Here is a 22,664-nt window from a genome sequence, read left to right on the forward strand (position 1 = left end):
CTAGGGTGCCGGGCATGACCGACTCCATCCCGCTGCGCGTCGACCTGCTCACCCGGGAGTACCCGCCGGAGGTCTACGGGGGCGCCGGGGTGCATGTCGAGTACCTGGCCCGGGAGTTGCGCCGGCTGACCGAGGTCCGGGTGCACTGCTTCGGCGCGCCGCGTACCGAGCCGGGAGTGCGGGCGTACCCCGAACCGGCGGGCCTGGCCAGCGCGAACCCGGCCCTGCGGACCATGGGGGTGGACCTGGAGATGGCGGCCGGGTGTGCCGGCGCGGACGTGGTGCACAGCCACACCTGGTACGCCAACCTGGCCGGGCACACCGCGAAGCTGCTGTACGGGGTGCCGCACGTGGTGACCGCGCACAGCCTGGAGCCGCTGCGCCCCTGGAAGGCCGAGCAGCTCGGCGGCGGGTACGCCCTCTCCTCCTGGTGCGAACGCACCGCCTACGAGTCGGCCGACGCGATCGTGGCGGTCAGCGCGGGGATGCGCCGGGACGTGCTGACCGCGTACCCCTCGGTGGATCCGGACCGGGTGCACGTGATCTACAACGGCATCGACACCGCGCAGTACGCCCCCGATCCGGGCACGGACGTGCTGGCCCGACTCGGCATCGACCCGGCCCTGCCCAGCGTGGTCTACGTCGGGCGGATCACCCGGCAGAAGGGCCTGCCGCACCTGCTGCGCGCCGCCCGCGACCTGCCCCCGGACACCCAGCTCGTGCTGCTGGCCGGGGCACCGGACACCCCGGAGATCGCCGCCGAGGTGGAGGGTCTGGTCGCCGAACTGCGGGCGGGCCGCTCCGGGGTGATCTGGGTGGCCGAGATGCTGCCCAAGCCCGAGGTGATCCAGGTGCTCACCCACGCCACCATCTTCGTCTGCCCCTCGGTGTACGAGCCGATGGGCATCGTCAACCTGGAGGCGATGGCCTGCGAAACCGCGGTGGTGGCCACCGCCACCGGCGGCATCCCCGAGGTGGTCGCCGACGGCGAGACGGGCCTGCTGGTCCCGATCGAGCAGGCCGGTCTGGACGGCACGCCCGCCGACCCGGCCCGCTTCGAGGCCGACCTGGCTGGGCGGCTGAACTCGTTGCTGGCGGATCCTGAGCGCGCCGCCGCCCTCGGCCGCGCCGGCCGCCGACGCGCCGTCGAGCACTTCTCCTGGGACGCCATCGCCGCCCGCACCCTCAACCTCTACCGCTCACTGATGTAAGGAAGGGCACCCTGTTAACGCCTCGGGTAGAGGAAGGGCCCCCTTTTAACTGATCGGTCGCGGGTGACGAGTCAGGTGACGTGGAGGGTGGCCGCGAGGCGGGTCAGGGCGGCGGGTGCGGCGGTGGACCGGGCCACGGCGGCCACCAGCTCCCGGGCAGCCGGCCGGTCGCGCACCTCGCTGCGCGCGGTGCGTTCCGCCTCCAGCAGCGCCCGGCCGGCCCGGGACATCTCGCCGGCCGAGGCGTACGCGCGGGCCACGTCGAGCAGGTACGCGGCCCGATGCTCGGGCGGCATCCAACGCCAGCCGTCGCTGGTGAGCAGCCGCTCGTGGCGTACCGTCGCCACTGGCAGGTCTCCCCGCGCGGCCTCGACGAGCACGCGGGCCGCCTGCACCGCCGCCGGACCGAACCCCTCACCGCCGAAGCTCCCCTGATCCGCGAGCGCCACGGCCTGGTCGACCAGCCCTCGGGCACTGCGATCGTCGGCCCGATCGGCGGCGGCCAGCGCGGCCTGAAGCAGCAGCGTCCCGCGCAGCGACCCGAAGCGGGCAGCCGGATCGCGGGGGCCGAGGCGGTGGGCGGCCACGACGGCGGCCCGCAACGCGGCCCCGTTACGGTCACAGCAGCGCAGTGCCTGACACAGCGGTACGGTGGCGACGGCGCTCACCTGCGGATCCTCAGTGGCCAGCGCGACGGCCATCCCTCGGTCGGCGGCCAACCACGCCAGCTCTCCCTGATCCACCTTGACCAGGGTCAACGCGATCAGGCCATAGACCGGCACCAGCAGCGCGTCGGTGACCCGGTGGGGCCGGGCGGCCCGCACGGCGTCGAGCAGACCGGGCAGCAGGGTGAGCAACGCCGGGTAGCGGGCGTGCCGGTAGCTCTGCTTCGCGTGTTCTAGACCGGCCCGTAACTGCGCGACGTCGGGCGTCCGGGGCGAGGCCGACACGTCATACTGAGCCAACGCGGTCCGGATCCGCTCCACACCGCTGTCAGCGGCTGCCGGCCGCCCAGGGCGTTCCGCGAGGAGGACCTGCACGTCGATCCGAAGGGCGTCGGCGATCTCCCGGAGGTTCGACACCCGTTCCAGTCGACGTGCCCCACGCTCGATCTTGTCGACCCAACTTTTGGACTTGCCGAGCCGGTCGGCGAACTGCTGCTGCGTCATGTTGCGTCGTACCCGCCATTGCGCGACCCGCCGCCCCACCGGCAACTCGTTCACCGCAAGATCCAAATCGCCAGGAGCGCGAGTACGAGGACCGCGACGCCCACGCCGCGGGCGTACCGCCGCCAGGCCAGCGGGGCACGGGCGGGTCGGGCTGGCCCGAGCACCCGGTCGCCGTCGGGGTGCGGAGGCCGAGCCCCGGGAACCGGGTACGCCTGCGGCATTGGCCCGTCAGTTGGGCGCTCACGCATCTGTTCCTCCTTCCTCTGGGTGCGTTTGTTGTCGTCACAGCAACAACAAGTGCACCCAGATCCGGGATAAGGACGGTGCAATCAGGAGCAGGTCAGGGCGGGGCAGCACGGGGACGATGCCGCCCCGCCCAGGTGAAGGCACTCCGTTGCTGACGAGAGAGCCTCTGGCAACTCAACTTAGAAGGCTATGCCTGCACAATCAACAGAGAATGCACGGCACGTCACTCGGGGTGCGAAGATCAGAGCGCTGACGAGAGGTGATGCCCCATGCCGCAAGCACCGCTATACGAGCAGATCATCGCTGATGTCATGGCCGCAGTCCGCGCGGGCACCCTGAAGCCCGGCCAGAAGCTGCCGTCCATCGCCGAACTGCGCGAGCAGTACGAGTCGAGCGCCTGGCCGGTCCGGTATGCCCTACGCATCCTGGAGGAGCGCGGCTGGATCGTCACCCGCCAGGGCAAGGGTTCGTTCGTGGCTAACGAGCCGCCCGCCTGACAAGGACAGTCCAGCCGCCGACGGCATGCCTCAGCCCACGGCCGATTATTGGCGTACCACGCCAAAAAGTGTTTCACTTGCCGCATGGCCTCGGAGAACCCGCCCACCCCGCGCCGACGTGGCCGTCCCACCGTGCTCGATCCCGAGGCGGTCGGCACCGCGGCCCTAAAGCTCTGGGCGGAGCGCGGCTACGGCACCACCGGCTGGGACGACATCTCCGCGGCCACCGGGATCAGCGTCCGCACCCTGATGCGGTACTTCCCCTCCAAGGCCGCCCTCGCCTGGGTGGGGGTGCCCGCCGCAACCCGGCGGCTGACCGAGACGTTCCGCACGCTGCCCCTTGACGTCCCGCTGTCGGACGCCCTGCGCGCCGCCGTGGTCGCCTCCGTCTCCGACGACGCGCTCGTGCTCAGCGCGGGCGGGTACTGGATGCGGGTCGTCGCTGAGGAACCCGAGCTGGCGGGAGCCTCCGCGCGCGCCTACGCGCCCTGGACCGAGGCCCTGGCCCAGGAGATCGCCCGGCGTCGACCGGGAGCGCCGAGGGCGATCTACCACGCCGTCGCCACCGCGTACCGCGAGGCGGCCCAGGCCGCGCTGTACGACTGGGCCCGCAGCCCCGACGGCTCGCCCGCCCACGCCGTCGACGCCCTGCTGCGTCGGCTGGACATCCGCATCACCACACCCGAGGAAGCCCCGTGACCACCACCCGCCCGATCCCCGACCCGCTCGCCCCCGCCGTTCTCGGTCCGGTGCGCCTGCGCAACCGGGTCATCAAGTCCGCCACCTTCGAGGGGGCGACCCCGGACGCCCTGGTCACCGACCGCCTGATCGAGTACCACACCGCCGTGGGTCGCGGCGGCGTCGGCATGACGACGGTCGCCTACCTCGCCGTCGCGCCCGAGGGGCGCACCGAACGGGGCCAGGTCTACTGGCGGCCCGAGGCGTTGCCCGGGCTGCAGCGGCTGACCGAGGCGGTGCACGCCACCGGCGCCAAGGTCAGCGCCCAGATCGGGCACGCCGGTCCGGTGGCCAACCCCCGCTCGAACGGGCTGCCCTCGCTCGCGGCGTCGGCGCGGTTCAACCCCCTGGGGATGGGCTTCGACCGCGCCGCGAGCCACGACGACATCCACCGCATCGTGGCCGCCCACGGCAGCGCCGCCGCGGCGGCGCGCGAGGTGGGCTTCGACGCCGTCGAGGTGCACCTGGGCCACACCTACCTCGCCGGATCGTTCCTTTCGCCGAAGCTCAACCGACGCCGGGACGAGTTCGGCGGTGCGCTGGCCAACCGCGCCGAGTTCCCGCGCCGGATCCTGGCCGCCGTCAAGGAGGCCGTCGGCGACGACATGGCCGTCATCGCCAAGATGAACATGCGCGACGGCGTGCCCGGCGGTTTCGACCTCGACGAGTCGATCCCGTTCGCCCGAATGTTGCAGGCCGACGGACACCTGGACGCCCTGGAGCTCACCGGTGGGTCCTCGCTGCTCAACCCGATGTACCTGTTCCGGGGCGACATCCCGCTCGCGGCGATGGCCGCGCCCCAGCCGCCGCTGCTGCGGCTCGGGATGAAGATGTTCGGCCGGTTCCTGTTCCGCGACTACCCCTACCAGCCGCTCTACTTCCGCGACCTCGCGCTCCAGTTCCGCCGTGAGCTGTCCATGCCGCTGATTCTGCTCGGCGGCGTCACCGACCTCGACGGGATGCGTACGGCCATGAGCGACGGCTTCGAGTACGTCGCGATGGCCCGCGCCCTGCTCAGGGAGCCGGACCTGATCAACAAGATCCGCCGCGACGCCGCCACCCGGTCGCGCTGCACCCACTGCAACCTCTGCGCCGCCAGCATCTTCACCGGCACCCACTGCCCCCTGGACGCCGAGGGGACGACGGCGCTCGTCGCCGCCGGTACCCGGCCCGTCGTCGCCCCGTAGTAAGGAGTTCCCCGATGTCCGTTCCCCGACAGCCCCGGCCCACCTCGGTCGACCTCGTCGTGATCGGCTCCGGCACCGGCCTGGCCGCCGCGCTCAGCGCCCACGAGGCCGGCCTCTCCGTGGTCGTCGTGGAGAAGTCGCGCTGGGTCGGCGGCTCCACGGCGCGCTCCGGCGGCGCCTTCTGGATCCCGGCCAATCCCGTGCTGGCCGCCGAGGGCTCCGGGGACACGCCCGAGCGCGGCGCGGCGTACCTGGAGGCCGTCGTGGACGGCTCCGCACCCGAACAGCGCTGGCGCAGCTTCCTCGAGCACGGCACCGCCACGGTCGAGATGCTCACCCGGACCACCCCGATGCGCTTCCTCTGGGCGCGCGGCTACTCCGACTACCACCCGGAGCTGCCCGGCGGCACCGCCGTCGGCCGTAGCTGCGAGTGCCGCCCGCTCGACCTGAAGCTCCTCGGTGCCGACCGGGCGCGGCTGCGTCCCGCCGTCCTCTCCGCGCCCGTGCCCATGCCGGTCACCGGCGCGGACTACAAGTGGCTCAACCTGATGGCGAAGACCCCGGTTCGCGCGCTGCCCCGCATCATGACCCGCCTCGCCCAGGGCCTCGGCGGCCTCGCGGTCGGGCGGGAGTACGCCGCCGGCGGCCAGGCCATCGCCGCCGGCCTCTTCGCCGGCGTCCGCCGCGCCGGCATCCCGGTCTGGACCGAGACGGCGCTGGAGCGGCTCCTGGTCGAGGGAGACCGGGTCGTCGGCGCCGAGCTGCGCCACGGGGAGACGACCTTCGCCGTACGGGCCGAGCGGGGTGTCGTGCTCGCCACCGGCGGCTTCGACCACGACCTGCCGCTGCGGCACGCCCACCACCACCGCGACCTGGGCGGCTGGAGCCTCGGCGCGGACAGCAACACCGGCGACGGGATCCGCGCCGCCCAGGAGGCGGGCGCCGGCACCGACCTGATGGAGCAGGCGTGGTGGTTCCCCGCCGTCGCCCCGGTCGGCGACGCCGCGCCGTCGGTGCTGCTCGCCGAGCGTTCCCTGCCCGGGTCGCTCATGGTGGACGGCACCGGCCGCCGGTTCGTCAACGAGTCCTGCGACTACATGACGTTCGGGCAGCGGGTGCTCGGCCTCGCCCGCGAAGGTGGGGCGCTGCCCACCATGTGGCTGGTCTTCGACAAGCGGTACCGCAACAGCTACGTCTTCGCCGGCACGCAGTTCCCGCGCGCCCCGCTGCCGAAGTCCTGGTACGCGGCGGGCATCGCGCACCGCGCGGGCACCCCGGGTGACCTAGCCCGGTCGATGGGCGTGGACGCCGACGCGCTGAGCGCCACCCTGGCGCGGTTCAACCGGTTCGCCGCCGCCGGGGTCGACGACGACTTCGCGCGCGGCGCCAGCGCGTACGACCGCTACTACGGCGACCCCACGGTGACGCCGAACCCGAACCTGCGGCCCCTGGCCGGCACCCTGTACGCAGTCCGGGTCGTCCTGTCCGACCTCGGGACCTGCGGCGGGATCCGGGCCGACGGCCTCGGCCGGGCGCTGTCCGACGCGGGGACCCCGGTCCCCGGGCTGTACGCCATCGGCAACGCCGCCGCCAACGCCTTCGGCCGCACCTACCCGGGAGCCGGGGCGACCATCGGCCAGGGCCTGGTCTACGGCTACATCGTCGGACGGCACGCGGCGGGCAAGCTTCCCGCCGCCGACCCGGCCCCGGAGGGCCCGACGGTGGAATAGGCACGGTTTCTGTCGCGATCGTCGCACCCGGGGCCGCCGGGCGTGCCAGCATCCGGCAAGACGCAAGGGCCGTCGGCGAAGCGGAGAGGAACCGACATGGGTACGTACGTGGTGACCGGCGCGGCCTCGGGCATGGGCCGGGCGTCCGCCGAGCGGCTGCGGCGCGACGGGCACACCGTCGTCGGCGTGGACCTGCGGGACGTGGAGGTGATCGCCGACCTCTCCACGCCGACCGGGCGCGCGGCGGCGGCCACCGAGGTGTTGGAGCGCGCCGGAGGGCGGCTCGACGGGGCGGTCTGCGCTGCCGGGCTCGGCGGCATCCCCGGCCGGGACCGGATCGTGCAGCAGGTCAACTTCTTCGGCGTGGTGGAGCTGCTCGAGGCGTGGCGACCGACCCTGGCCGCCGCCGGCAACAGCAAGGTCGTGGTGTTCGGCTCGAACTCCGTCACGCTCACCCCGATGGTGCCGGAGCGCGCCGTGCGGGCCCTGCTCGACCGCGACGCCGCCCGGGCGCTGCGCGTGGTGGGACGCTTCGGCAAGCGCTCGGCGCCGTTCGCGTACGCGAGTTCGAAGCTGGCGGTGACCCGGTGGGCGCGCCGCGCCGCGATCTCGCCGGAGTGGGCCGGTGCCGGCATCCGGGTGAACGTCCTGGCCCCCGGCATCATCTCCACTCCGCTGTTGGAGGAGCAGATGGCCCGGGGCGAGAAGGAGGCGGTCGAAGGGCTGCCGGTGCCGATCGGCGGGCGCGGCAACCCGGCGGACGTCGGCGAGTGGGTGGCGTTCATGCTCTCGCCGGCCGCCGACTTCCTCTGCGGTTCGGTGATCTTCTTGGACGGCGGCTCGGACGCCTACTTCCGCACCGACGACTGGCCGGTCTCGACCGGCCCGGTCGGGGTGCTGCGCTACCTGCGGCGCGCCAAGGCGTGGCGGGCGCGGCGCTGACCGGCACGGCGGAAGCAGTGCGCAACCGAGCGCGAAAGGATCTCGCGCAGTAGGTTGACAGGGTGACTGGACGGTTCCCGATCGAAGACGTCTCCCCCGTCGTCTCCTGCGGGCGTTATCCGGCCCGCGCCGTGGTCGGTGAACTCGTGCCGGTGTCGGCGACCGCGTACCGGGAGGGGCATGATGCCCTCGGCTGCAACGTGGTCTGGCTGGGTCCGGACGGTCGGGCCCGCCCGTTCACCCGGATGCGGCCCGGGGAGCCCGGCCATGACCGGTGGCACGCCACCATCACCCCGGACACCGTCGGGGAGTGGGTCTTCACCGTGGAGGCCTTCAGCGACCCGTACCTGACCTGGCACAACGCGGTGACCAAGAAGATCGCCGCCGGTCAGGGCGCGGAAGACCTGGCCAACGACCTGGCCGAGGGGGTACGCGTGCTGGGTGCCGCAGCGGTGCCCAAGGCCGAGCAGGCCCGACTCGAACGGGCCGTGGCCGCGCTGCGCGACACCGATCTGCCGCTGAAGGACCGGGTCGGCCCGGCCCTCGACCTGGCCGAACTGCTCTGGGCGCACCCGGTGCGGGAGCTGGTCACCACCGGCGAGGCGTACCGCATCTGGGTGGACCGGGAGCGGGCCCTGTACTCCGCCTGGTACGAGTTCTTCCCCCGCTCGGAGGGGGCGGTCCTGGCCACGGCCGAGACTCCGGCCCGTTCCGGGACCTTCGCCACCGCCACCGAGCGGCTGCCCGGGGTGGCCGCGATGGGCTTCGACGTGCTGTACCTGCCGCCGATCCACCCGATCGGCCGGGTCAACCGCAAGGGCCCGAACAACAGCCTGGTCGCCGGGCCGGAGGATGTGGGTTCGCCGTGGGCCATCGGGGCCGCCGAGGGCGGCCACGACGCCATCCACCCCGACCTGGGTACCCCGCAGGACTTCCGCGACTTCGTGGCCGCCGCCGCCGAACACGGCCTGGAGGTGGCGATGGACCTGGCGTTGCAGTGCGCGCCGGACCACCCCTGGGTGACCGAGCACCCGGAATGGTTCACCACCCGTGCCGACGGCAGCATCGCGTACGCGGAGAACCCGCCGAAGAAGTACCAGGACATCTACCCGCTGAACTTCGACAACGATCCCGAGGGCATCCGGGCGGAGATCCTGCGGGTGGTGCGGCACTGGGTCGGCGAGGGGGTGAAGATCTTCCGGGTGGACAACCCGCACACCAAGCCGGTCGACTTCTGGCACTGGCTGATCTGGGAGGTCAAGCGGGTCGACCCGGAGGTGCTCTTCCTGGCCGAGGCGTTCACCCGACCGGCGATGATGCACGGGCTGGCCAAGGTCGGCTTCACCCAGTCGTACACGTACTTCACCTGGCGGACCTCGCCCGCCGACATGCGGGAGTACTGCGCGGAGCTGGTGGCGGCGGCCGACTACATGCGGCCGAACTTCTGGCCGAACACCCCGGACATCCTGCCCGAGAACCTCCAGCACGGCGGGCCCCCGATGTTCAAGATCCGGGCGGTGCTGGCCGCCCTGCTCTCCCCCTCCTGGGGCATGTACGCCGGCTTCGAGCTGTTCGAGCATGTCGCCCGCCCGGGTGCCGAGGAGTACCTCGACAACGAGAAGTACGAGCTGCGCCCCCGGGACTGGGCGCAGGCCCAGGCGCAGGGACGCTCCCTGGCCCCGTTCATCGCCACCCTGAACCGGGTCCGCCGGGAGAACCCGGCTTTGCACCGGCTGCGCAACCTGGTCTTCCACGACATCGACAACCCGGCGTTGCTGTGCTGGTCCAAACGCGACCCGAGCACCGGCAACACCGTGCTGGTGGTCTGCTCCTTCGACTCGCACACCGTGCAGTGGGGCAACACCACCCTGGACATGCCGGCCCTGGGCCTGGACTGGCACGACCGGTTCACCGTGCACGACGAGCTGACCGGGGCCCACTACGACTGGGGGCAGCACAACGCGGTCCGGCTGGATCCGTACCTGCAACCCGCCCATGTGTTCACCCTGCGCCCTACCGACGCCGCCGCGCCCTCCCCGGCTCCGGCGGCCACCGCCACCCCCGCGCCGATCACCACCACCGTGCCCGCCACTGCCGCCGGTCTGAGTGGCGGCACCGCCTCCGCGACGAAGGACGACGCCCGATGGACCAGCTGATCTCCGGGGAGACCCACGACCCGCACGCCGTGCTCGGGGCACACCCGGGCGACGGTCGTACGGTGATCCGCACCCTGCGGCGGGGCGCTACCGAGCTGTGCCTGCTGGTCAGTGAGCAGCGGTACCCGATGACCCGGGTGCACGAGGCGGGCGTCTTCGAGACGACCGTGCCCGGCGAGGTGCTCGACTACCGCATCGAGTGGGACGGGCAGCCGCACGACGACCCGTACCGCCACCTGCCGACCCTGGGTGAGCTGGACCTGCACCTGATCGGCGAGGGGCGACACGAGCGGCTCTGGGAGGCCCTCGGCGCCCGCGTCCTCGACGGCGGGGTGGCCTTCGCGGTCTGGGCCCCCAACGCCCGGGGGGTGCGGGTGGTCGGCGACTTCACCGGCTGGGCACCCGACGACGGATGGCCGATGCGGTCCCTGGGCTCCACCGGAGTGTGGGAGATCTTCGTACCCGGGGTGCAGGTGGGGGCCCGGTACAAGTACCGGATCCTCGGCGCCGACGGTCACTGGCGGGACAAGGCCGACCCCCTGGCCGGGTACGCCGAGGTGCCGCCGGCCACCGCCTCGGTGGTGCACCACTCGACGTACGAGTGGGGCGACGCGGACTGGCTGGCGCGACGGGCGACCCGCCAGCCCCACCAGGAGCCGATGAGCGTGTACGAGGTGCACCTCGGCTCCTGGCGTCCCGGCCTCGGCTACCGGGAACTGGCCGAGCAGTTGGCCGGGTACGTGACGGAGTTGGGCTTCACCCATGTGGAGTTCCTGCCGGTGATGGAGCATCCCTTCGGCGGCTCCTGGGGCTACCAGGTCACCGGCTACTTCGCCCCGACCTCCCGCTTCGGTGACCCGGACGACTTCCGTCACCTGGTGGACCGGCTGCATGCCGCCGGCATCGGGGTGATCCTGGACTGGGTGCCGGCCCACTTCCCCAAGGACGAGTGGGCCCTGGCCCGCTTCGACGGCACCCCCCTGTACGAGCACCCCGACCCGCGCCGGGGGGAGCACCCGGACTGGGGCACCTACGTCTTCGACTTCGGCCGCCGGGAGGTGCGCAACTTCCTGGTCGCCAACGCCCTCTACTGGCTGGAGGAGTTCCACATCGACGGGCTGCGGGTGGACGCGGTCGCCTCGATGCTCTACCTGGACTACTCCCGCCCCGACGGACAGTGGGTGCCCAACCAGTACGGCGGCCGGGAGAACCTGGAGGCCATCGCCTTCATGCAGGAGACCAACGCGACCGTCTACAAGCACCACCCCGGGGTGGTGATGATCGCCGAGGAGTCCACCGCCTGGCCCGGGGTGACCCGACCGACCAGTGAGGGCGGGCTGGGTTTCGGGTTCAAATGGAACATGGGCTGGATGCACGACACCCTGCTCTACACCTCCAAGGACCCGATCTACCGGCAGCATCACCACCATCAGCTGACCTTCTCCCTGGCGTACGCCTGGAGTGAGAACTACGTGCTGCCGATCAGCCATGACGAGGTGGTGCACGGCAAGGGTTCCCTGCTGAGCAAGATGCCCGGCGACCAGTGGCAACGACTGGCCAACGTCCGGGTGCTGCTGGCCTACATGTGGGCGCACCCGGGCAAGCAACTGCTGTTCATGGGCTGCGAGCTGGCCGACGACCGGGAGTGGAGCGAGGAACGCGGCCTCGACTGGTACCTGCTGCACGACCCGGCCCGGGCCGGGGTGCAACGCCTGGTCGGCGACCTCAACCGGGTCTACCGGGACACCCCCGCCCTGTGGGCGCAGGACACCTCCCCCGCCGGTTTCCGCTGGCTGGCCGGGGACGACGTCGCCAACAACACCATCTCGTTCGTCCGGATCGCCCCCGACGGCGCCACCCTGGTCTGTGTGGCCAACTTCTCCGCCCTGCCCCTGGAGGACTACCGCATCGGCCTGCCGGCCGCCGGGGCCTGGGCCGAGGTGCTCAACACGGATGCCCACCACTACGGCGGCTCCGGGGTGGGCAACCTCGGCACCGTGCACGCCGAGCCGCTCCCCTGGCACGGCCAACCCGCCTCGGTGGCGCTGCGCGTCCCCCCGCTCGGCGCCCTCTGGCTCCGCCCCGCCTGAACCACCGCTGCCCGTTGCTCTGCGTCAACTGACGCACTGGTTTTCGTTCACCGGGCGTAGGGCTGACTCAGACCAGGCCGGCGCCGCGGAGCAGGGTCCACAGGCCGGCACCGTCGGGGGCGGAGAGCCACTTCTGTCCCACCGGTCCCTCGGTCGGGCGGTCGTGCGGGACGGGCAGGCTACCGGCGAGCACCGCCTGGGCGGGTGAGAGGCGGCGGATCGCGACGCCGGCCACGTTGTCCGGGTGGGCGGCGGCGAACTCCCGGTAGATCTCCTGGTCGTGCTGGCCGTCGTCGCCGACGAGCAGCCAGCGTACGTCCGGGAACTCCTTGGCCAGCCGGGCCAGGGTGGCCCGCTTGTGCTCCCGCCCGCTGCGGAACCAGCGGTCCTGGGTGGGTCCCCAGTCGGTCAGCAGCAGCGGACCCGCCGGGTAGAGGTGCCGGGACAGGAAGCGGGTGAGGGTCGGTGCGACATTCCAGGCACCGGTGGACAGGTAGAAGACCGGGGCTCCGGGGTGGGCGGTGACCAGCCGCTCGTACAGCACGGCCATGCCGGGCACGGCGGCCCGGGCGTGCTCGTCGAGGACGAAGGTGTTCCAGGCGGCGAGCAGCGGACGGGGTAGCGCGGTCACCATCACGGTGTCGTCGATGTCGGAGAGGACGCCGAAGCGCACCTCCGGATCCAGGATCCGCACCGGCGCCTCGACCGGTTCGGCGTCCGGCATGCTGATCCGCACCGAGCCCCAACCGGGAGGCAGATCCGCCTCGACCGTGGTGTCGATGAACCCGCTGCGATCGGCCCGGGCCTCGTGCACCACCCCACCGGTCTCGATGCTCACCGTGACGTGCTTGGCCGGCAGGGTGGTGAAGCTGCGCCAGCCGCGGACCTTCTCCAGCCGCCCCCGCTGGCGGGTGTCCGGCCGTCCCAGCAGCACCCGGCACATCACCCGCGCCCATCCGGGGGCCCCGTACCCGGTGTAGGCGATGATGTTGGTCCGCCAGCCGGTCCGCCGCAGTCGGCGTTCGACCAGTGCGTGCACGGCGTCCTCGATCCGCGCGGCCCGGTGCAGGCTGGGTATGGCCAACTGGCCAGCGGGTGTGGGTGGCACGTCTGCAACCCTGCCACACCCCGCCGACCTCGGCCACGCGAGACCGGGGCTTCTTGATCGTCTGCGGGGTGCATTCCCCCAAGCCGCGACGGCAGGTGACACATAAGTAGATCCCGGGCAAATGCCCGCGAATGCGCCGCTACCCGTGAAACACTCCCGTCGGAACGGCGACGGGGGCGAGGTCGTGCCACGACCAGGGTCGGAAGCGCAGCGAGGTCGGAGCCGGTGGCTGCCACGGCTGGATCGTCCGGCCCTGGTCGCACTGATCCTCGGCGTACTCGGGGTCGGCTACCGGTTGTACCTGGTGCTGAACACCGTGCCGGTGGCCAACAGCGACGAGGCCACCTTCGGGTTGGCCGCCCTGCACATCGCGCAGGGCCGGGAACATCCGGTCTTCCTGTACGGCCAGCGGTACATGGGCATGTTGCAGTCCTACCTGGCCGCTCCCCTGCTCGCGGTGACCGGGCCGAGTTGGCCGGCGTTGCGGCTGCCGGTGCTCGCGCTCTACGCCCTGTTCCTCTGGCTGATCCACCGGCTGACCCGAAGGATCGGCTCACCCTGGTTCGCCACCACCGTCGTCGGGCTGCTGGCGCTGGGCTCCGAGCGGGTCATCCGCGACCAGGTGACGACGGTCGGCGGCCGTCCGGAGGTCAAGGTCGCCGTGCTGGCGATGCTGCTGATCGTGATGGGGTTGGCCCGGGGCACGGTACGGCACCGCCGGTGGGCCGTCGGCGGCTTCGGGCTGCTCGCCGGGCTGGCCCTCTGGTCGGACTGGCTGATCCTGCCGTACCTGGCGGTGGCCGGGTTGGCGCTGCTCTGGGTGCTACGCAGGGAACTTCTCGGGTGGGCCGGGCTGCTGCTGATCGTCGGGTTCGGTGTGGGGATCGCCCCGATGATCCGCGACAACCTGGTGGCCCCACCCGGGCAGGACTCCCTGTCCGTGCTGGGTCGGATCAGCGGCGCCCAGGGGCCGACCCCCTCGTGGGGGCAGCGGCTCGACGGCGGGCTGCTGGAGGGGGTTCCGCAGGCCACCGGGCTGTGTCCGCTGACCGGCTGCGCCCGCTGGCAGGAGTGGTTCGGCCTGCTCTACCCGGTGTTGCTGGTCGTCGCGGCGGTGCTGGCCGGGTTCGCGTACCGGCGGATGACCGGACCGGGTGAGCGGGTGGTCGCGGTGGTGCGTCTGGCACTGCTCGTCGGCGCCGCGCTGACCCTGCTGGCGTACGTGCGAAGTTCCCTCGCCGCCACCGAACCCCTGGGTAACGCCCGCTACCTGTCGGTGCTGCAACTGTCCCTGCCGGCGGTGCTCTGGCCGCTGTGGGTGGCGGCGGTGGCCTGCTGGCGGGGTACGGTCGGCGCGGCGGGGCGGCTGGTCGGCGCGGCGGCCACCGCCGCCCTGGCCGCCCTGACGGCGACCGCCCTGGTGGTCACGGTGTTGTTCGCCACTGCCGGTGCGGAGCCGGGCCGGGTGCAGGAACGGCAGTCCCGCCAACTCGCGGAACTGGTCCAGGCCGCCGGGCTGCGCGAGGTGTACGGCGAGTACTGGACCTGCAACCGGCTGGTGTTCAACACCGGTGAGCAGGTGGTCTGCGGGGTGCTCGACAGCGACCTGCGGCCCGGGCAGAACCGCTATTCGGCGTACTGGTGGCGGCTGGCCCGGGCGGCACGGCCCGGATACGTGTTCGAGGCCGGTGGACCGGCGGACCTCCGACTGCGGGAACTGCTCGGCGACCGGGCGGACACCGACCTGCTGGCCGAGGTCGGCGGCTTCCGGGTCTACCACCCGCCCACGCCGCTGCGACCGTGGCGGTGAGGGGGGTCGTACGCTGGCCGGACCCCGGCGCGGATGGCCCGGTCCGGGTCGTCGAGGAGTCTGTCGATGCTCATCCTGCTGCCGCCCTCGGAGGGCAAGGCCGAGGTCGGCGCCGGTCGCCGTCTGGACCTGGCCCGGCTCTCGCTGCCGGAGCTGAACCCCGTCCGTGAGCAGGTGCTGGCCGCGCTGCTGAGGCTGCGCGAGGGGCCCGCCGAGGCGGCGCTGACCGCCCTGGGACTCGGTGCCGGCCAGCACGGTGAGCTGGGCCGCAACGCCCGTCTGGTGCGGGCGGCGACCGCACCGGCGGGTCGGATCTACACCGGGGTGCTCTACGAGGCACTGGACCTGGCCACCCTGCCACCGGCGGCGCACCGGGCAGCGGCCCGGCAGGTGCTGATCAGCTCCGGCCTGTGGGGGGCGGTACGGATCGGCGACCGGATTCCGCCGTACCGCTGCCCGATCGGGGCCCGGCTGCCCGGGGTCGGTGCCCTGCCGGCGCTCTGGCGACCGGTGCTGGGGCCGGCGTTGACCTCGGCCGCGGGTACCGGGCCGGTGCTGGACCTGCGTTCGGGTGCCTACGCCGCCGCCTGGACCCCCCGGGGTGCCCTGGCCGAGCGGACCCTCACCGTACGGGTGCTGCACGAGCGGGAGGTCGACGGCGTACCGGTGCGCTCGGTGGTGAGTCACTTCAACAAGGCCACCAAGGGTCGGTTGGTGCGGGACCTGCTGCTGCACGGGGTCCGTCCACGGAGCATCGATGCCCTGGTGGGGGCGCTGCGGGAGCTGAAGTACACCGTCTGCGAGCAGCCCTCGGCAGCGGGACGGCCACGTCAGGTGGACGTGGTGGTTTCCGAGCTGTGAACAGCCGCAAGATTTCCTCAAGGCTCGACCTGATCGGTACCACCACGCGGCGTCTCGGGTCACTGTAACTACACCCGACACCACGAGGAGGCCCTCCGGGTGGTTGCCGAACCGATTCTGCTCGACCGACACCGCACCCCGTCGACCCTGCCGCCCCTGGACTGGACGACCCTGGCCGACGCCTTCGAGGCGGCCTGTCTGCTGCGCTGTATGCCGCCCCCGGCCACATCCGGTCACCGTTACCCCGGACAACAGCCCAGCCTGCCCACGGCCATCGAGTTCAACCGGGAAGAGGCGGCCCGCCGCACCCGCCAACTGCTGGACCGGCTGGGAATACCGGTACGGCATGAGTTGGCCGTGGGTGGCCTGCGCCGCCGCTACGAACTGCACCGGCTGCACGTGTCCCACGAAGACCGGCCGGAGTACGCGGCACTGATGGAGAACGGCTGGCGTCGGGGCCGACGGGAACTGCTCGGGGGTCCGGTGCCCGGTGCCTCGACGGCTCGCCGGCAGTGGCGCACCCGGTTGGCCTCCGCTGCCTGGCGGGCCGCTCTGCTGGCCGGTGGACGGCACGTACGGCGACACATCCTCGGGGTACGGATCACTGACCGGGAACTCGCCGCCGTCCTGGTCCGCGGCGCCGCCCTGCTCGACGTACCGGCGCTGCTGCGCGCGGGCACCGGCTGTTACCTCGTCAGTGTCGCCCACGGCCCGGACCGGGATCGCATCCTGCACCATGCCGGCGAGGAGGTGGCCCACCGACCGGTCGCCTGAGTGAACCACCCCGGTCAGGACAAAACTGCACCGCGGTCGGGACAGACTCCGCCATCCTGGGGTTGCGCCGCAGGGGTCCGGCGGCGCACAGTGCTGCCCGTGACCAGTTCCCGGTATGCTGCCCGAGACCGGCGGCCCGTCGCCAGTGCGGCCATCCTGGTGGCCGTGCTGCTGGTCCTGCCTGGTCTCAGTGCCTGCCGGGACGAGCCCGAGGATCCGGTGCGCATTCGGATCGCCACCGGCAGCCCGACGGCCGTCTACCACGCCATCGGCACCTCCCTGGCCGCCATCCTCAACCGGGAACTGCCCAACGTACGCGCTGAGGTACTGATCACAGCCGCCTCGGTGGAGAACGTCCGGTTACTCAAGGCAGGCGAGGCCGAACTCGGGTTCACCCAGGCCGACGTGCTGCCGGCCTATCCGGGACCGGATCCACCCGTGGTGGCGGTGGCCCGGGTCTACGACGACCTGTTGCACCTGGTCACCACCGCGGACAGCCCAGTCCGAAAGCTGACCGACCTGGCGGGTCGACGGGTGTCCATCGGCGCGGCCGGTTCCGGAACGGAGATCACGGTCAACCGGCTGCTCACCGTGGCCGGGCTGGACGACGTCGAGTTGCACCGGGTGCAGCTCGGTCTGGACGACTCGGTCACCGCGCTGCGCAGCGGTGAGATCGACGCCTTCTTCTTCTCCGGTGGCCTGCCGGTACTGGCCGTGGCCCAACTCGTCGAGGACACCCCCACCCGCATCGTCGACCTCGGCGAGTGGACCGTGCCGCTGCGCCGGGGCAACCGGGAGGTGTATGTGCCCCGGGACATTCCCCGCTCGGTGTACGGCATCGACCCGGTCACCGCCGTGGCCAACCCCAACTATCTGCTGGTCCGAGCCGACCTGCCGGAAGACCTGGTGCGCCAGGTGACCCGGCTGCTGATGGAACGACGGGCCGAGTTGGCCGAAGCCCATCCGGCGGCCGGACGGATCAGCCCCCGTTCGGCGATCGCCACCCCGCCGCTGCCCCTGCACCCGGGGGCGGCCGCGTACTACCGCGACAGCAAGCCCTGACCGGGCCGGTCAGCCGGGGCTGGCGGCCGGTTCCAGCGCGACGGGTGGCTCGTCCAGGGCGGGTGGCTCCTCCGGGGCGGGTGGCTCCTCCGGGGCGGGGAACCACAGGGCGGCGACCAGTCCACGGGGCGAGTTCGGCTGCATGGTGAGGCGGCCGTCGGAGGCGTCCACCAACACGGCCGCGATGGTCAGCCCCAGCCCGGCGCCGTCGACGTTCTGCACCTCCGGGGCCCGCCAGAAGCGTTCCGTGGCCTGGCCCAACTGACTGCGGGTCATGCCGGGGCCGGTGTCGCGTACCTCCAGGACACAGCCGCCGTCGCGGGCCGTGACGGTCACGGTCACCTCGCCGCCCGCGCCGCTGAACTTGACCGCGTTGTCGATCAGGGCGTCCAGCGCCTGGTCGATCGCGGTCGGTACGGTCCGGGCGTGAACCGGGTCGGGGTTGGCGGTCAGGCGCAGGGTGACCGACCGGTACCGGGCCAGGGGCTCCCACGCCGCCACCCGGGACTCCGCCACCGCGACCGCGTCGACGGTCACCCGCTGGTTCTCCTGGCGCTCGGCCCGGGCCAGGGTGAGCAGGCCGTCCAGCAGCAGGGCCAGCCGGTCGGTCTCCTCCAGGGCCAGCTGATGTTCGGCGCGGCCCTGCTCGTCGACCAGGCTGGGCCCGAGTTCCTCCACCCGCAGCCGCAGGGCGGTCAACGGGTTGCGCAGCTGGTGGCTGGCGTGGGCGACGAAGGCCCGCTGCCGGTCCATCACGTCGGAGACCACGTCGGCCATGTGGTTGAAACTCGCCGCCAGGCGGCGCAGTTCCGGCGGACCGAGCCGGTGCTGCACCCGGGCTCCCCGGTCCCCCTCGGCGATCTCGTGGGTGACCGCGTCCAGTTCGGTGATCGGGCGCAGCACCCAACCGGCCAGCCCGAAGGCGGTCAGCACGCAGGCCAGCACGGCGATCAGCCCGGTACCGGCCAGCAACAACCACCAGGTCGTCACCGTACGACGGACCCCGTCGGCCGGACTGGCGGTGATCACCGCCCCGAGGACCTCACCCCCGTCGTTGATGGGCACCGCCACCACGATCGGCTCGTCCACCCAGGGCCACACCGAATCGGGTCTGCTGGTCTGCTGGCCGGACAGGGCGACATCCAGGGCCTGGCGGGTGCCCAGTGTCCACTGCCAACCGGGCGACGGGATCACCGCGGCCCCGTCCCGGTCGACCACGGCCGCGTTGATGCTGTACAGCCCCTCATAGCTGGTCAGTTCGCTGGCCAGCGGGCCGGTCGTGCCGTCGCGCAGAGCCGGCCCGGCCAGCGAGGCGAAGCGGGTGGCGTCGGCGATCCGGTCGGCCCGGATCCGTTCGGTCTCCCGGGTGGCCAGCGTCATCGCCAATGGCGTACCCAGGGCCACCAGCACCAGCACCATCAGCAGCAGATAGCTGATCACCAGGCGGCGTCGCACACCCGGCCCCTCACTCGGCCCGCAGCCGGTATCCGACGCCGCGCACGGTCTCCACCAGGCGGGGATCGCCCAGCTTGTTGCGCAGCGACCCGACGTGCACCTCGACGGTGTGCCGATCGGTGAAGGTGGTCCCCCAGGCGTCGAGCAGGATCCGGTCCCGGGGTACCGCCACCCCGGGCTGGCGGGCCAACGAGAGCAGGACGTCGAACTCCTTGCGGGTCAGCGACACCGGCCGGTCGGCCACCGTGACCGTACGGGCCGCCGCGTCGACCCGGACCGTGCCGACCTCGATCATGGTGCGCTGCGGTGGCGTGTGCGAGGCCCGCCGCAGCACCGCCTCGATCCGGGCCTGCAGCTCCACCATCGAGAAGGGTTTGACGACATAGTCGTCGGCACCGATGCGCAGGCCGAGCACCCGGTCACGTTCCTCGCCCCGGGCGGTCACCGCGATGATGCCCAGTTGGCTGCTGCGTCGGCGCAACTCCCGGCACAGGTCGGTGCCGTCCCCGTCGGGCAGGGTCAGGTCGAGCAGCACCAGGTCGCACGGGGCGGCGCAGAGGGCGGCGGCCACGGTGGCGGCGTGCTCCACCTCGTAGCCGCGCCGGTTCAGCGCCGATGACAGCGCACCGGCCACCCGGCGGTCGTCCTCGACCAGCAGGATCCGCACACCCGGCCTCCCATCAGGTCTGTTGCGCTGCCGCACTGGTTGCGTTGATGGTGGCAGAAGACCGGCCGGGGTGACAGGCCCGGGGGAAGGTTTTGACCTTGCTCAGAGGCCGAAGACCTCATCGGAGCTGGAGTCCCGCACCCCGTCCACGAAACCCTTGAAGGCGGGGTCGTCGTGGCTGGCCGGTACGGTGCTGACGACCTCGCCGGTGGCCTCGGTGACCGCGTCGACAAGCGGCGGAAAGTCGATCTCGGCGTCGGCCAGGGTGTCGTCGTCGGCCTCACCGAGATTGATCACCTGCTGGACGTCCTCGGCCGGGGTGGCCGGGTCCTCGGCCCAGTCGGCACCACGGCGGTAGCACTCGTCGTAGAGCGCGCGTTGGCTGTCCGTCCAGTCCTCGTGGTAGCTGTCCATGCCCACCTCCCGTGTACGACGGCCCTGCCCTGTGAGCATGCCCGCCCCGGCGGCGGACCGGGCCGGTACCGCTCAAGCCGCCGGCCCCGGCCGCGCGAATTCCGACCGGGCCGTCGCCGTCGAGGGCCCGGTCGACCCGGTCACCCTCGGACCATGCAGGTGACCGCGTTGGGGTGTACGGGGGGTTCGGCGGGCCGCTCGGCGGCCAGGGTGTAGCCGGCCCGCTCGGCCGTACGCAGGGCGAACCGGTTCTGGCTGTAGAAGCAGATCGTGCCCACCTCCAGCCGATCCAGCGCGGCGATGACCTCGTCCCGCTCCGGCCGCTCCGCCCTGGGACCCCCGTTGGCGAACTGGGTCAGCAGCAGCCGGTCCTGGGAGAACTGTGAGTTGAGGTCGTACTCGACCAGGAAGAAGTCGCGGGGCAGCACCACCCGGGGCCGGGCGGACATCACCGGGATGGTCCGCATGATGCTCGCCGGGGCGAGCACCAGACCCGGCGGGCGGTCCAGGTCGATGATGAACTGCGCGATGGCCTGCCGCTGCGGCCGGATCTTCCAGGTCGGCTCGGCGTGCACCAGCACCCCGCTGCGCTCGTCCCACATCGGCACGGCGTAGACGGCGAAGGAGGTGATCATCGCGGCGGCCAGCACCACCCCGACCAGGGCCCGCACCACCCGCAGCCGGGTGGGCAGCCAGACGGTGCAGAGCAACCCGATCAGCGCCGGCACGGCCAGCAGCCAGGGGACCCGCCAGAGCACCACCGAGATGCCGGTGACCGCGCTGAGCCACTCCAACACCCCCGGAACCAGCAGTACGCTCAGCGTCAGGGCGCCCCCGGCCGCGAGCAGGGCCGGGGTACGGCGGCGGGCCAGCAAGGCACCACACCACAACGCCAGTCCGCCGATCACCCCCACGATGCCGATCTCGAAGGTCCGCCGGTAAGTGTGCGCGGCGTCGTAGAAGTTGACGTCGGCTGCCGCCTCGTTGGCCGAGGTGCCGAGGACCAGCTGGGTGATCACCACCGCCCCGACCGGGTACGCCAGCGCGGCCACCCCGGCCACCAGGGCGGACTTCCAGCGCCCCACCAGCAGCATCATCAGGGCCGCCCCGCCGACCAGCATCGGCAGGATGATCGCCGCCGTGGTGGTGAGTCCGATCGCGGTGATCGACAAGGCGACGATGAGCAGCAGCCCACGCTTGGACCGGTCGTCGAACCAGCGGGTCAGGTACAGCCACATCAACGGCACGACCGCGGAGACGAACATCCCCTTGCCCTGGTAGAGGCGGGGCAGGTGGAAGGTGCCCAGCGCCGCGTCCGGGCCGCAGACCAGGGCCAGGAAGGCCACGGCCACGGTGAAGGCGAGCACCGGACGGCGCGGGGCCCACCGCTGCACCAGCCGCCACAGGGCCAGCACCGCGAGCACGGCCAGGACGGGCAGCAGCAGATACCAGGTGGCCGAGGCGGCCGGGATGCCGAAGAACCGGGCGAGGGCCCCGGCGAAGACCTCGATGCTCGCGACCGGGGGCTGGGAGGCCATCGCCGGGAGGACGTTCTCGCTGAACAGGAAGTCGTTGAGGGGGACGTTGTCGCGCTCGGCCACCCACACCGAGCGGCCCACGTAGTAGATGTCGTCCGGGGTGCTGCGGGCCAGGTAGAGCGAGGCCACCGCGGCCACCCCGGCGATCAGCAGGGCGTACGCCGACTGCCAGGCCGTCGTGGCGGGGGCCTCCGACCGGCTGGGCGGGGTGGCTCGCCAGGTCCGCCAGGTCAGCAGCACCGCACCGATCGCGGCCACCAGTCCGGCGGAGCCCGGCACCCACCAGGAGATGCCCGCACCGGCCGGGGTACCGGCCAGCCCGGCCGTGATCGCCGCGCCGGTGCCGACCAGCAGGGTCAGCGCCGTCCACCACCGCTGGGCCACGCTCATCGACCCGGCCCGGTCGGCGACCGGCTCGGTCTGGTCGGCGGGCTCTGCCGGTTCCTCCGGGGCTGCCTGGTCCGCTGGATCGGCGGGCTCTACCGGTTCCTCCGGGGCTGCCTGGTCCGGCGGGTCGGCGGGGGCCTGGGGGGCGGCCGAGTTTTGGGCCGTGCGGCGGCGTCGCCACCGGAGGGCCACCCGGAGGAGTACGGCGAGCACCGCCAGCGCCGATCCGGCGATCAGCCAGATCCGCAGCGTCAGCGAGGGGGCCAGCCCCAACGGCAGGGCGGCGTGGTAGAGCAGGGTCCAGAGCGCGAACGCCAGCACGGCGCAGTCGGTGAGCAGTGCGGGTATCGCGGCGATGCCGTCCCGGACCCCACCCAGCACGGCCCGGATCGGGCTGCGCCGGACCTCGGCGGGTGCGGCCGACTCGTCGGCCGCTGCCGGTCGGGATGCGGCGACGGTGTGGGCGGTCAGCGACACGAGGGTCCTTGTCGTCGTACGGGCAGGTGCGGCTGCGCCGGAGGTTCGCCGGGCGTCGGCGCGGGCGAACCCCACCGAGAGTAGTACCGGTGCGGAGGAAACCGGTCATGCCGGGCCGTGGGGGTGGACGCAGCCAGCCTTACCC

18 protein-coding genes are annotated in these 22,664 nt (G+C 72.5%); 12 read left to right on the forward strand and 6 right to left on the reverse strand.

The genetic code is table 11. The annotated features are described in order from the left end of the window. The first annotated feature begins 14 nt into the window (after positions 1-14). Positions 15-1,211, forward strand: coding sequence for a glycogen synthase (gene glgA / locus ABZ795_RS15945; protein ID WP_357530857.1), 1,197 nt, complete (start codon positions 15-17; stop codon positions 1,209-1,211). Between the two features lie 71 nt (positions 1,212-1,282). Here the strand turns inward: glgA and ABZ795_RS15950 are convergent, their stop codons facing one another. Beyond that, entirely contained in the window at positions 1,283-2,434 is a 1,152-nt protein-coding gene (locus ABZ795_RS15950; RefSeq protein ID WP_357530858.1) for a helix-turn-helix transcriptional regulator, read from the reverse strand. A 461-nt stretch (positions 2,435-2,895) separates the two neighbouring features. On the opposite strand from ABZ795_RS15950, the gene ABZ795_RS15955 reads away from it, so the two are divergent. The 7 genes from ABZ795_RS15955 (at position 2,896) to glgB (ending at position 11,966) form a co-directional block, all read left to right on the forward strand. Continuing rightward, the gene (locus tag ABZ795_RS15955) at positions 2,896-3,123 is read left to right on the forward strand and encodes a winged helix-turn-helix domain-containing protein (RefSeq protein WP_357530859.1); all 228 of its coding nucleotides are present in this window, start codon (positions 2,896-2,898) and stop codon (positions 3,121-3,123) included. A gap of 84 nt (positions 3,124-3,207) precedes the next feature. Then, positions 3,208-3,822, forward strand: a complete 615-nt coding sequence (locus ABZ795_RS15960; RefSeq protein ID WP_357530860.1) for a TetR family transcriptional regulator — start codon at positions 3,208-3,210, stop codon at positions 3,820-3,822. Continuing rightward, the gene (locus tag ABZ795_RS15965) at positions 3,819-5,048 is read left to right on the forward strand and encodes an NADH:flavin oxidoreductase (RefSeq protein WP_357530861.1); all 1,230 of its coding nucleotides are present in this window, start codon (positions 3,819-3,821) and stop codon (positions 5,046-5,048) included. The genes ABZ795_RS15960 and ABZ795_RS15965 overlap by 4 nt, the downstream gene beginning before the upstream one ends. Positions 5,049-5,062: 14 nt before the next feature. Next, the gene (locus ABZ795_RS15970) at positions 5,063-6,778 is read left to right on the forward strand and encodes a 3-ketosteroid-delta-1-dehydrogenase (protein ID WP_357530862.1); all 1,716 of its coding nucleotides are present in this window, start codon (positions 5,063-5,065) and stop codon (positions 6,776-6,778) included. Positions 6,779-6,874: 96 nt separating this feature from the next. Further along, positions 6,875-7,720, forward strand: coding sequence for an SDR family oxidoreductase (locus tag ABZ795_RS15975; RefSeq protein WP_357530863.1), 846 nt, complete (start codon positions 6,875-6,877; stop codon positions 7,718-7,720). Between the two features lie 62 nt (positions 7,721-7,782). Continuing rightward, positions 7,783-9,876 (forward strand): maltotransferase domain-containing protein, encoded by a 2,094-nt coding sequence (locus ABZ795_RS15980; protein WP_357530864.1) that lies wholly within the window; start codon positions 7,783-7,785, stop codon positions 9,874-9,876. Then, positions 9,864-11,966, forward strand: a complete 2,103-nt coding sequence (glgB, locus tag ABZ795_RS15985; RefSeq protein ID WP_357530865.1) for a 1,4-alpha-glucan branching protein GlgB — start codon at positions 9,864-9,866, stop codon at positions 11,964-11,966. Before ABZ795_RS15980 ends, glgB begins: the two co-directional genes overlap by 13 nt. Positions 11,967-12,033: 67 nt before the next feature. Here glgB and ABZ795_RS15990 read toward each other — a convergent pair whose 3' ends face one another. Continuing rightward, a complete protein-coding gene (locus ABZ795_RS15990; RefSeq protein WP_357530866.1) occupies positions 12,034-13,074 on the reverse strand; it encodes a phosphatase domain-containing protein in 1,041 nt (346 codons plus the stop codon). 184 nt (positions 13,075-13,258) lie between these two features. On the opposite strand from ABZ795_RS15990, the gene ABZ795_RS15995 reads away from it, so the two are divergent. The 4 genes from ABZ795_RS15995 (at position 13,259) to ABZ795_RS16010 (ending at position 17,581) form a co-directional block, all read left to right on the forward strand. Beyond that, positions 13,259-14,884: a hypothetical protein gene (locus ABZ795_RS15995; RefSeq protein ID WP_357530867.1), complete on the forward strand. Its 1,626-nt coding sequence runs from the start codon at positions 13,259-13,261 to the stop codon at positions 14,882-14,884. A gap of 66 nt (positions 14,885-14,950) precedes the next feature. Continuing rightward, complete coding sequence (yaaA, locus tag ABZ795_RS16000) at positions 14,951-15,745, forward strand: peroxide stress protein YaaA (RefSeq protein ID WP_357530868.1); 795 nt, start codon at positions 14,951-14,953, stop codon at positions 15,743-15,745. A gap of 99 nt (positions 15,746-15,844) precedes the next feature. Further along, positions 15,845-16,519, forward strand: a complete 675-nt coding sequence (locus tag ABZ795_RS16005) for a hypothetical protein (RefSeq protein WP_327026931.1) — start codon at positions 15,845-15,847, stop codon at positions 16,517-16,519. A gap of 99 nt (positions 16,520-16,618) precedes the next feature. Then, positions 16,619-17,581 (forward strand): TAXI family TRAP transporter solute-binding subunit, encoded by a 963-nt coding sequence (locus ABZ795_RS16010; protein WP_327026932.1) that lies wholly within the window; start codon positions 16,619-16,621, stop codon positions 17,579-17,581. A gap of 9 nt (positions 17,582-17,590) precedes the next feature. Here ABZ795_RS16010 and ABZ795_RS16015 read toward each other — a convergent pair whose 3' ends face one another. The 4 genes from ABZ795_RS16015 to ABZ795_RS16030 all read right to left on the reverse strand — a co-directional run bounded on the left by ABZ795_RS16015 (position 17,591) and on the right by ABZ795_RS16030 (position 22,519). Next, a complete protein-coding gene (locus tag ABZ795_RS16015; RefSeq protein WP_357530869.1) occupies positions 17,591-19,036 on the reverse strand; it encodes a HAMP domain-containing sensor histidine kinase in 1,446 nt (481 codons plus the stop codon). 10 nt (positions 19,037-19,046) lie between these two features. Then, positions 19,047-19,703 (reverse strand): response regulator transcription factor, encoded by a 657-nt coding sequence (locus ABZ795_RS16020; protein WP_357530870.1) that lies wholly within the window; start codon positions 19,701-19,703, stop codon positions 19,047-19,049. A 102-nt stretch (positions 19,704-19,805) separates the two neighbouring features. After that, positions 19,806-20,117: a hypothetical protein gene (locus tag ABZ795_RS16025; RefSeq protein ID WP_357530871.1), complete on the reverse strand. Its 312-nt coding sequence runs from the start codon at positions 20,115-20,117 to the stop codon at positions 19,806-19,808. Between the two features lie 140 nt (positions 20,118-20,257). After that, positions 20,258-22,519, reverse strand: coding sequence for a DUF6077 domain-containing protein (locus ABZ795_RS16030; RefSeq protein WP_357530872.1), 2,262 nt, complete (start codon positions 22,517-22,519; stop codon positions 20,258-20,260). Between the last annotated feature and the right edge of the window lie 145 nt (positions 22,520-22,664).

This window comes from Micromonospora sp. NPDC047134, from assembly GCF_040643455.1.
Taxonomy (GTDB): domain Bacteria; phylum Actinomycetota; class Actinomycetes; order Mycobacteriales; family Micromonosporaceae; genus Micromonospora.

Excerpts from the sequence above, each read along its gene's own strand:
- glgA (WP_357530857.1), top strand. The coding sequence starts at position 15 with ATGACCGACTCCATCCCGCTGCGCGTCGACCTGCTCACCCGGGAGTAC.
- ABZ795_RS15955 (WP_357530859.1), top strand. The coding sequence starts at position 2,896 with ATGCCGCAAGCACCGCTATACGAGCAGATCATCGCTGATGTCATGGCC.
- ABZ795_RS15960 (WP_357530860.1), top strand. The coding sequence starts at position 3,208 with ATGGCCTCGGAGAACCCGCCCACCCCGCGCCGACGTGGCCGTCCCACC.
- ABZ795_RS15970 (WP_357530862.1), top strand. The coding sequence starts at position 5,063 with ATGTCCGTTCCCCGACAGCCCCGGCCCACCTCGGTCGACCTCGTCGTG.
- ABZ795_RS15975 (WP_357530863.1), top strand. The coding sequence starts at position 6,875 with ATGGGTACGTACGTGGTGACCGGCGCGGCCTCGGGCATGGGCCGGGCG.
- glgB (WP_357530865.1), top strand. The coding sequence starts at position 9,864 with ATGGACCAGCTGATCTCCGGGGAGACCCACGACCCGCACGCCGTGCTC.
- yaaA (WP_357530868.1), top strand. The coding sequence starts at position 14,951 with ATGCTCATCCTGCTGCCGCCCTCGGAGGGCAAGGCCGAGGTCGGCGCC.
- ABZ795_RS16025 (WP_357530871.1), bottom strand. The coding sequence starts at position 20,117 with ATGGACAGCTACCACGAGGACTGGACGGACAGCCAACGCGCGCTCTAC.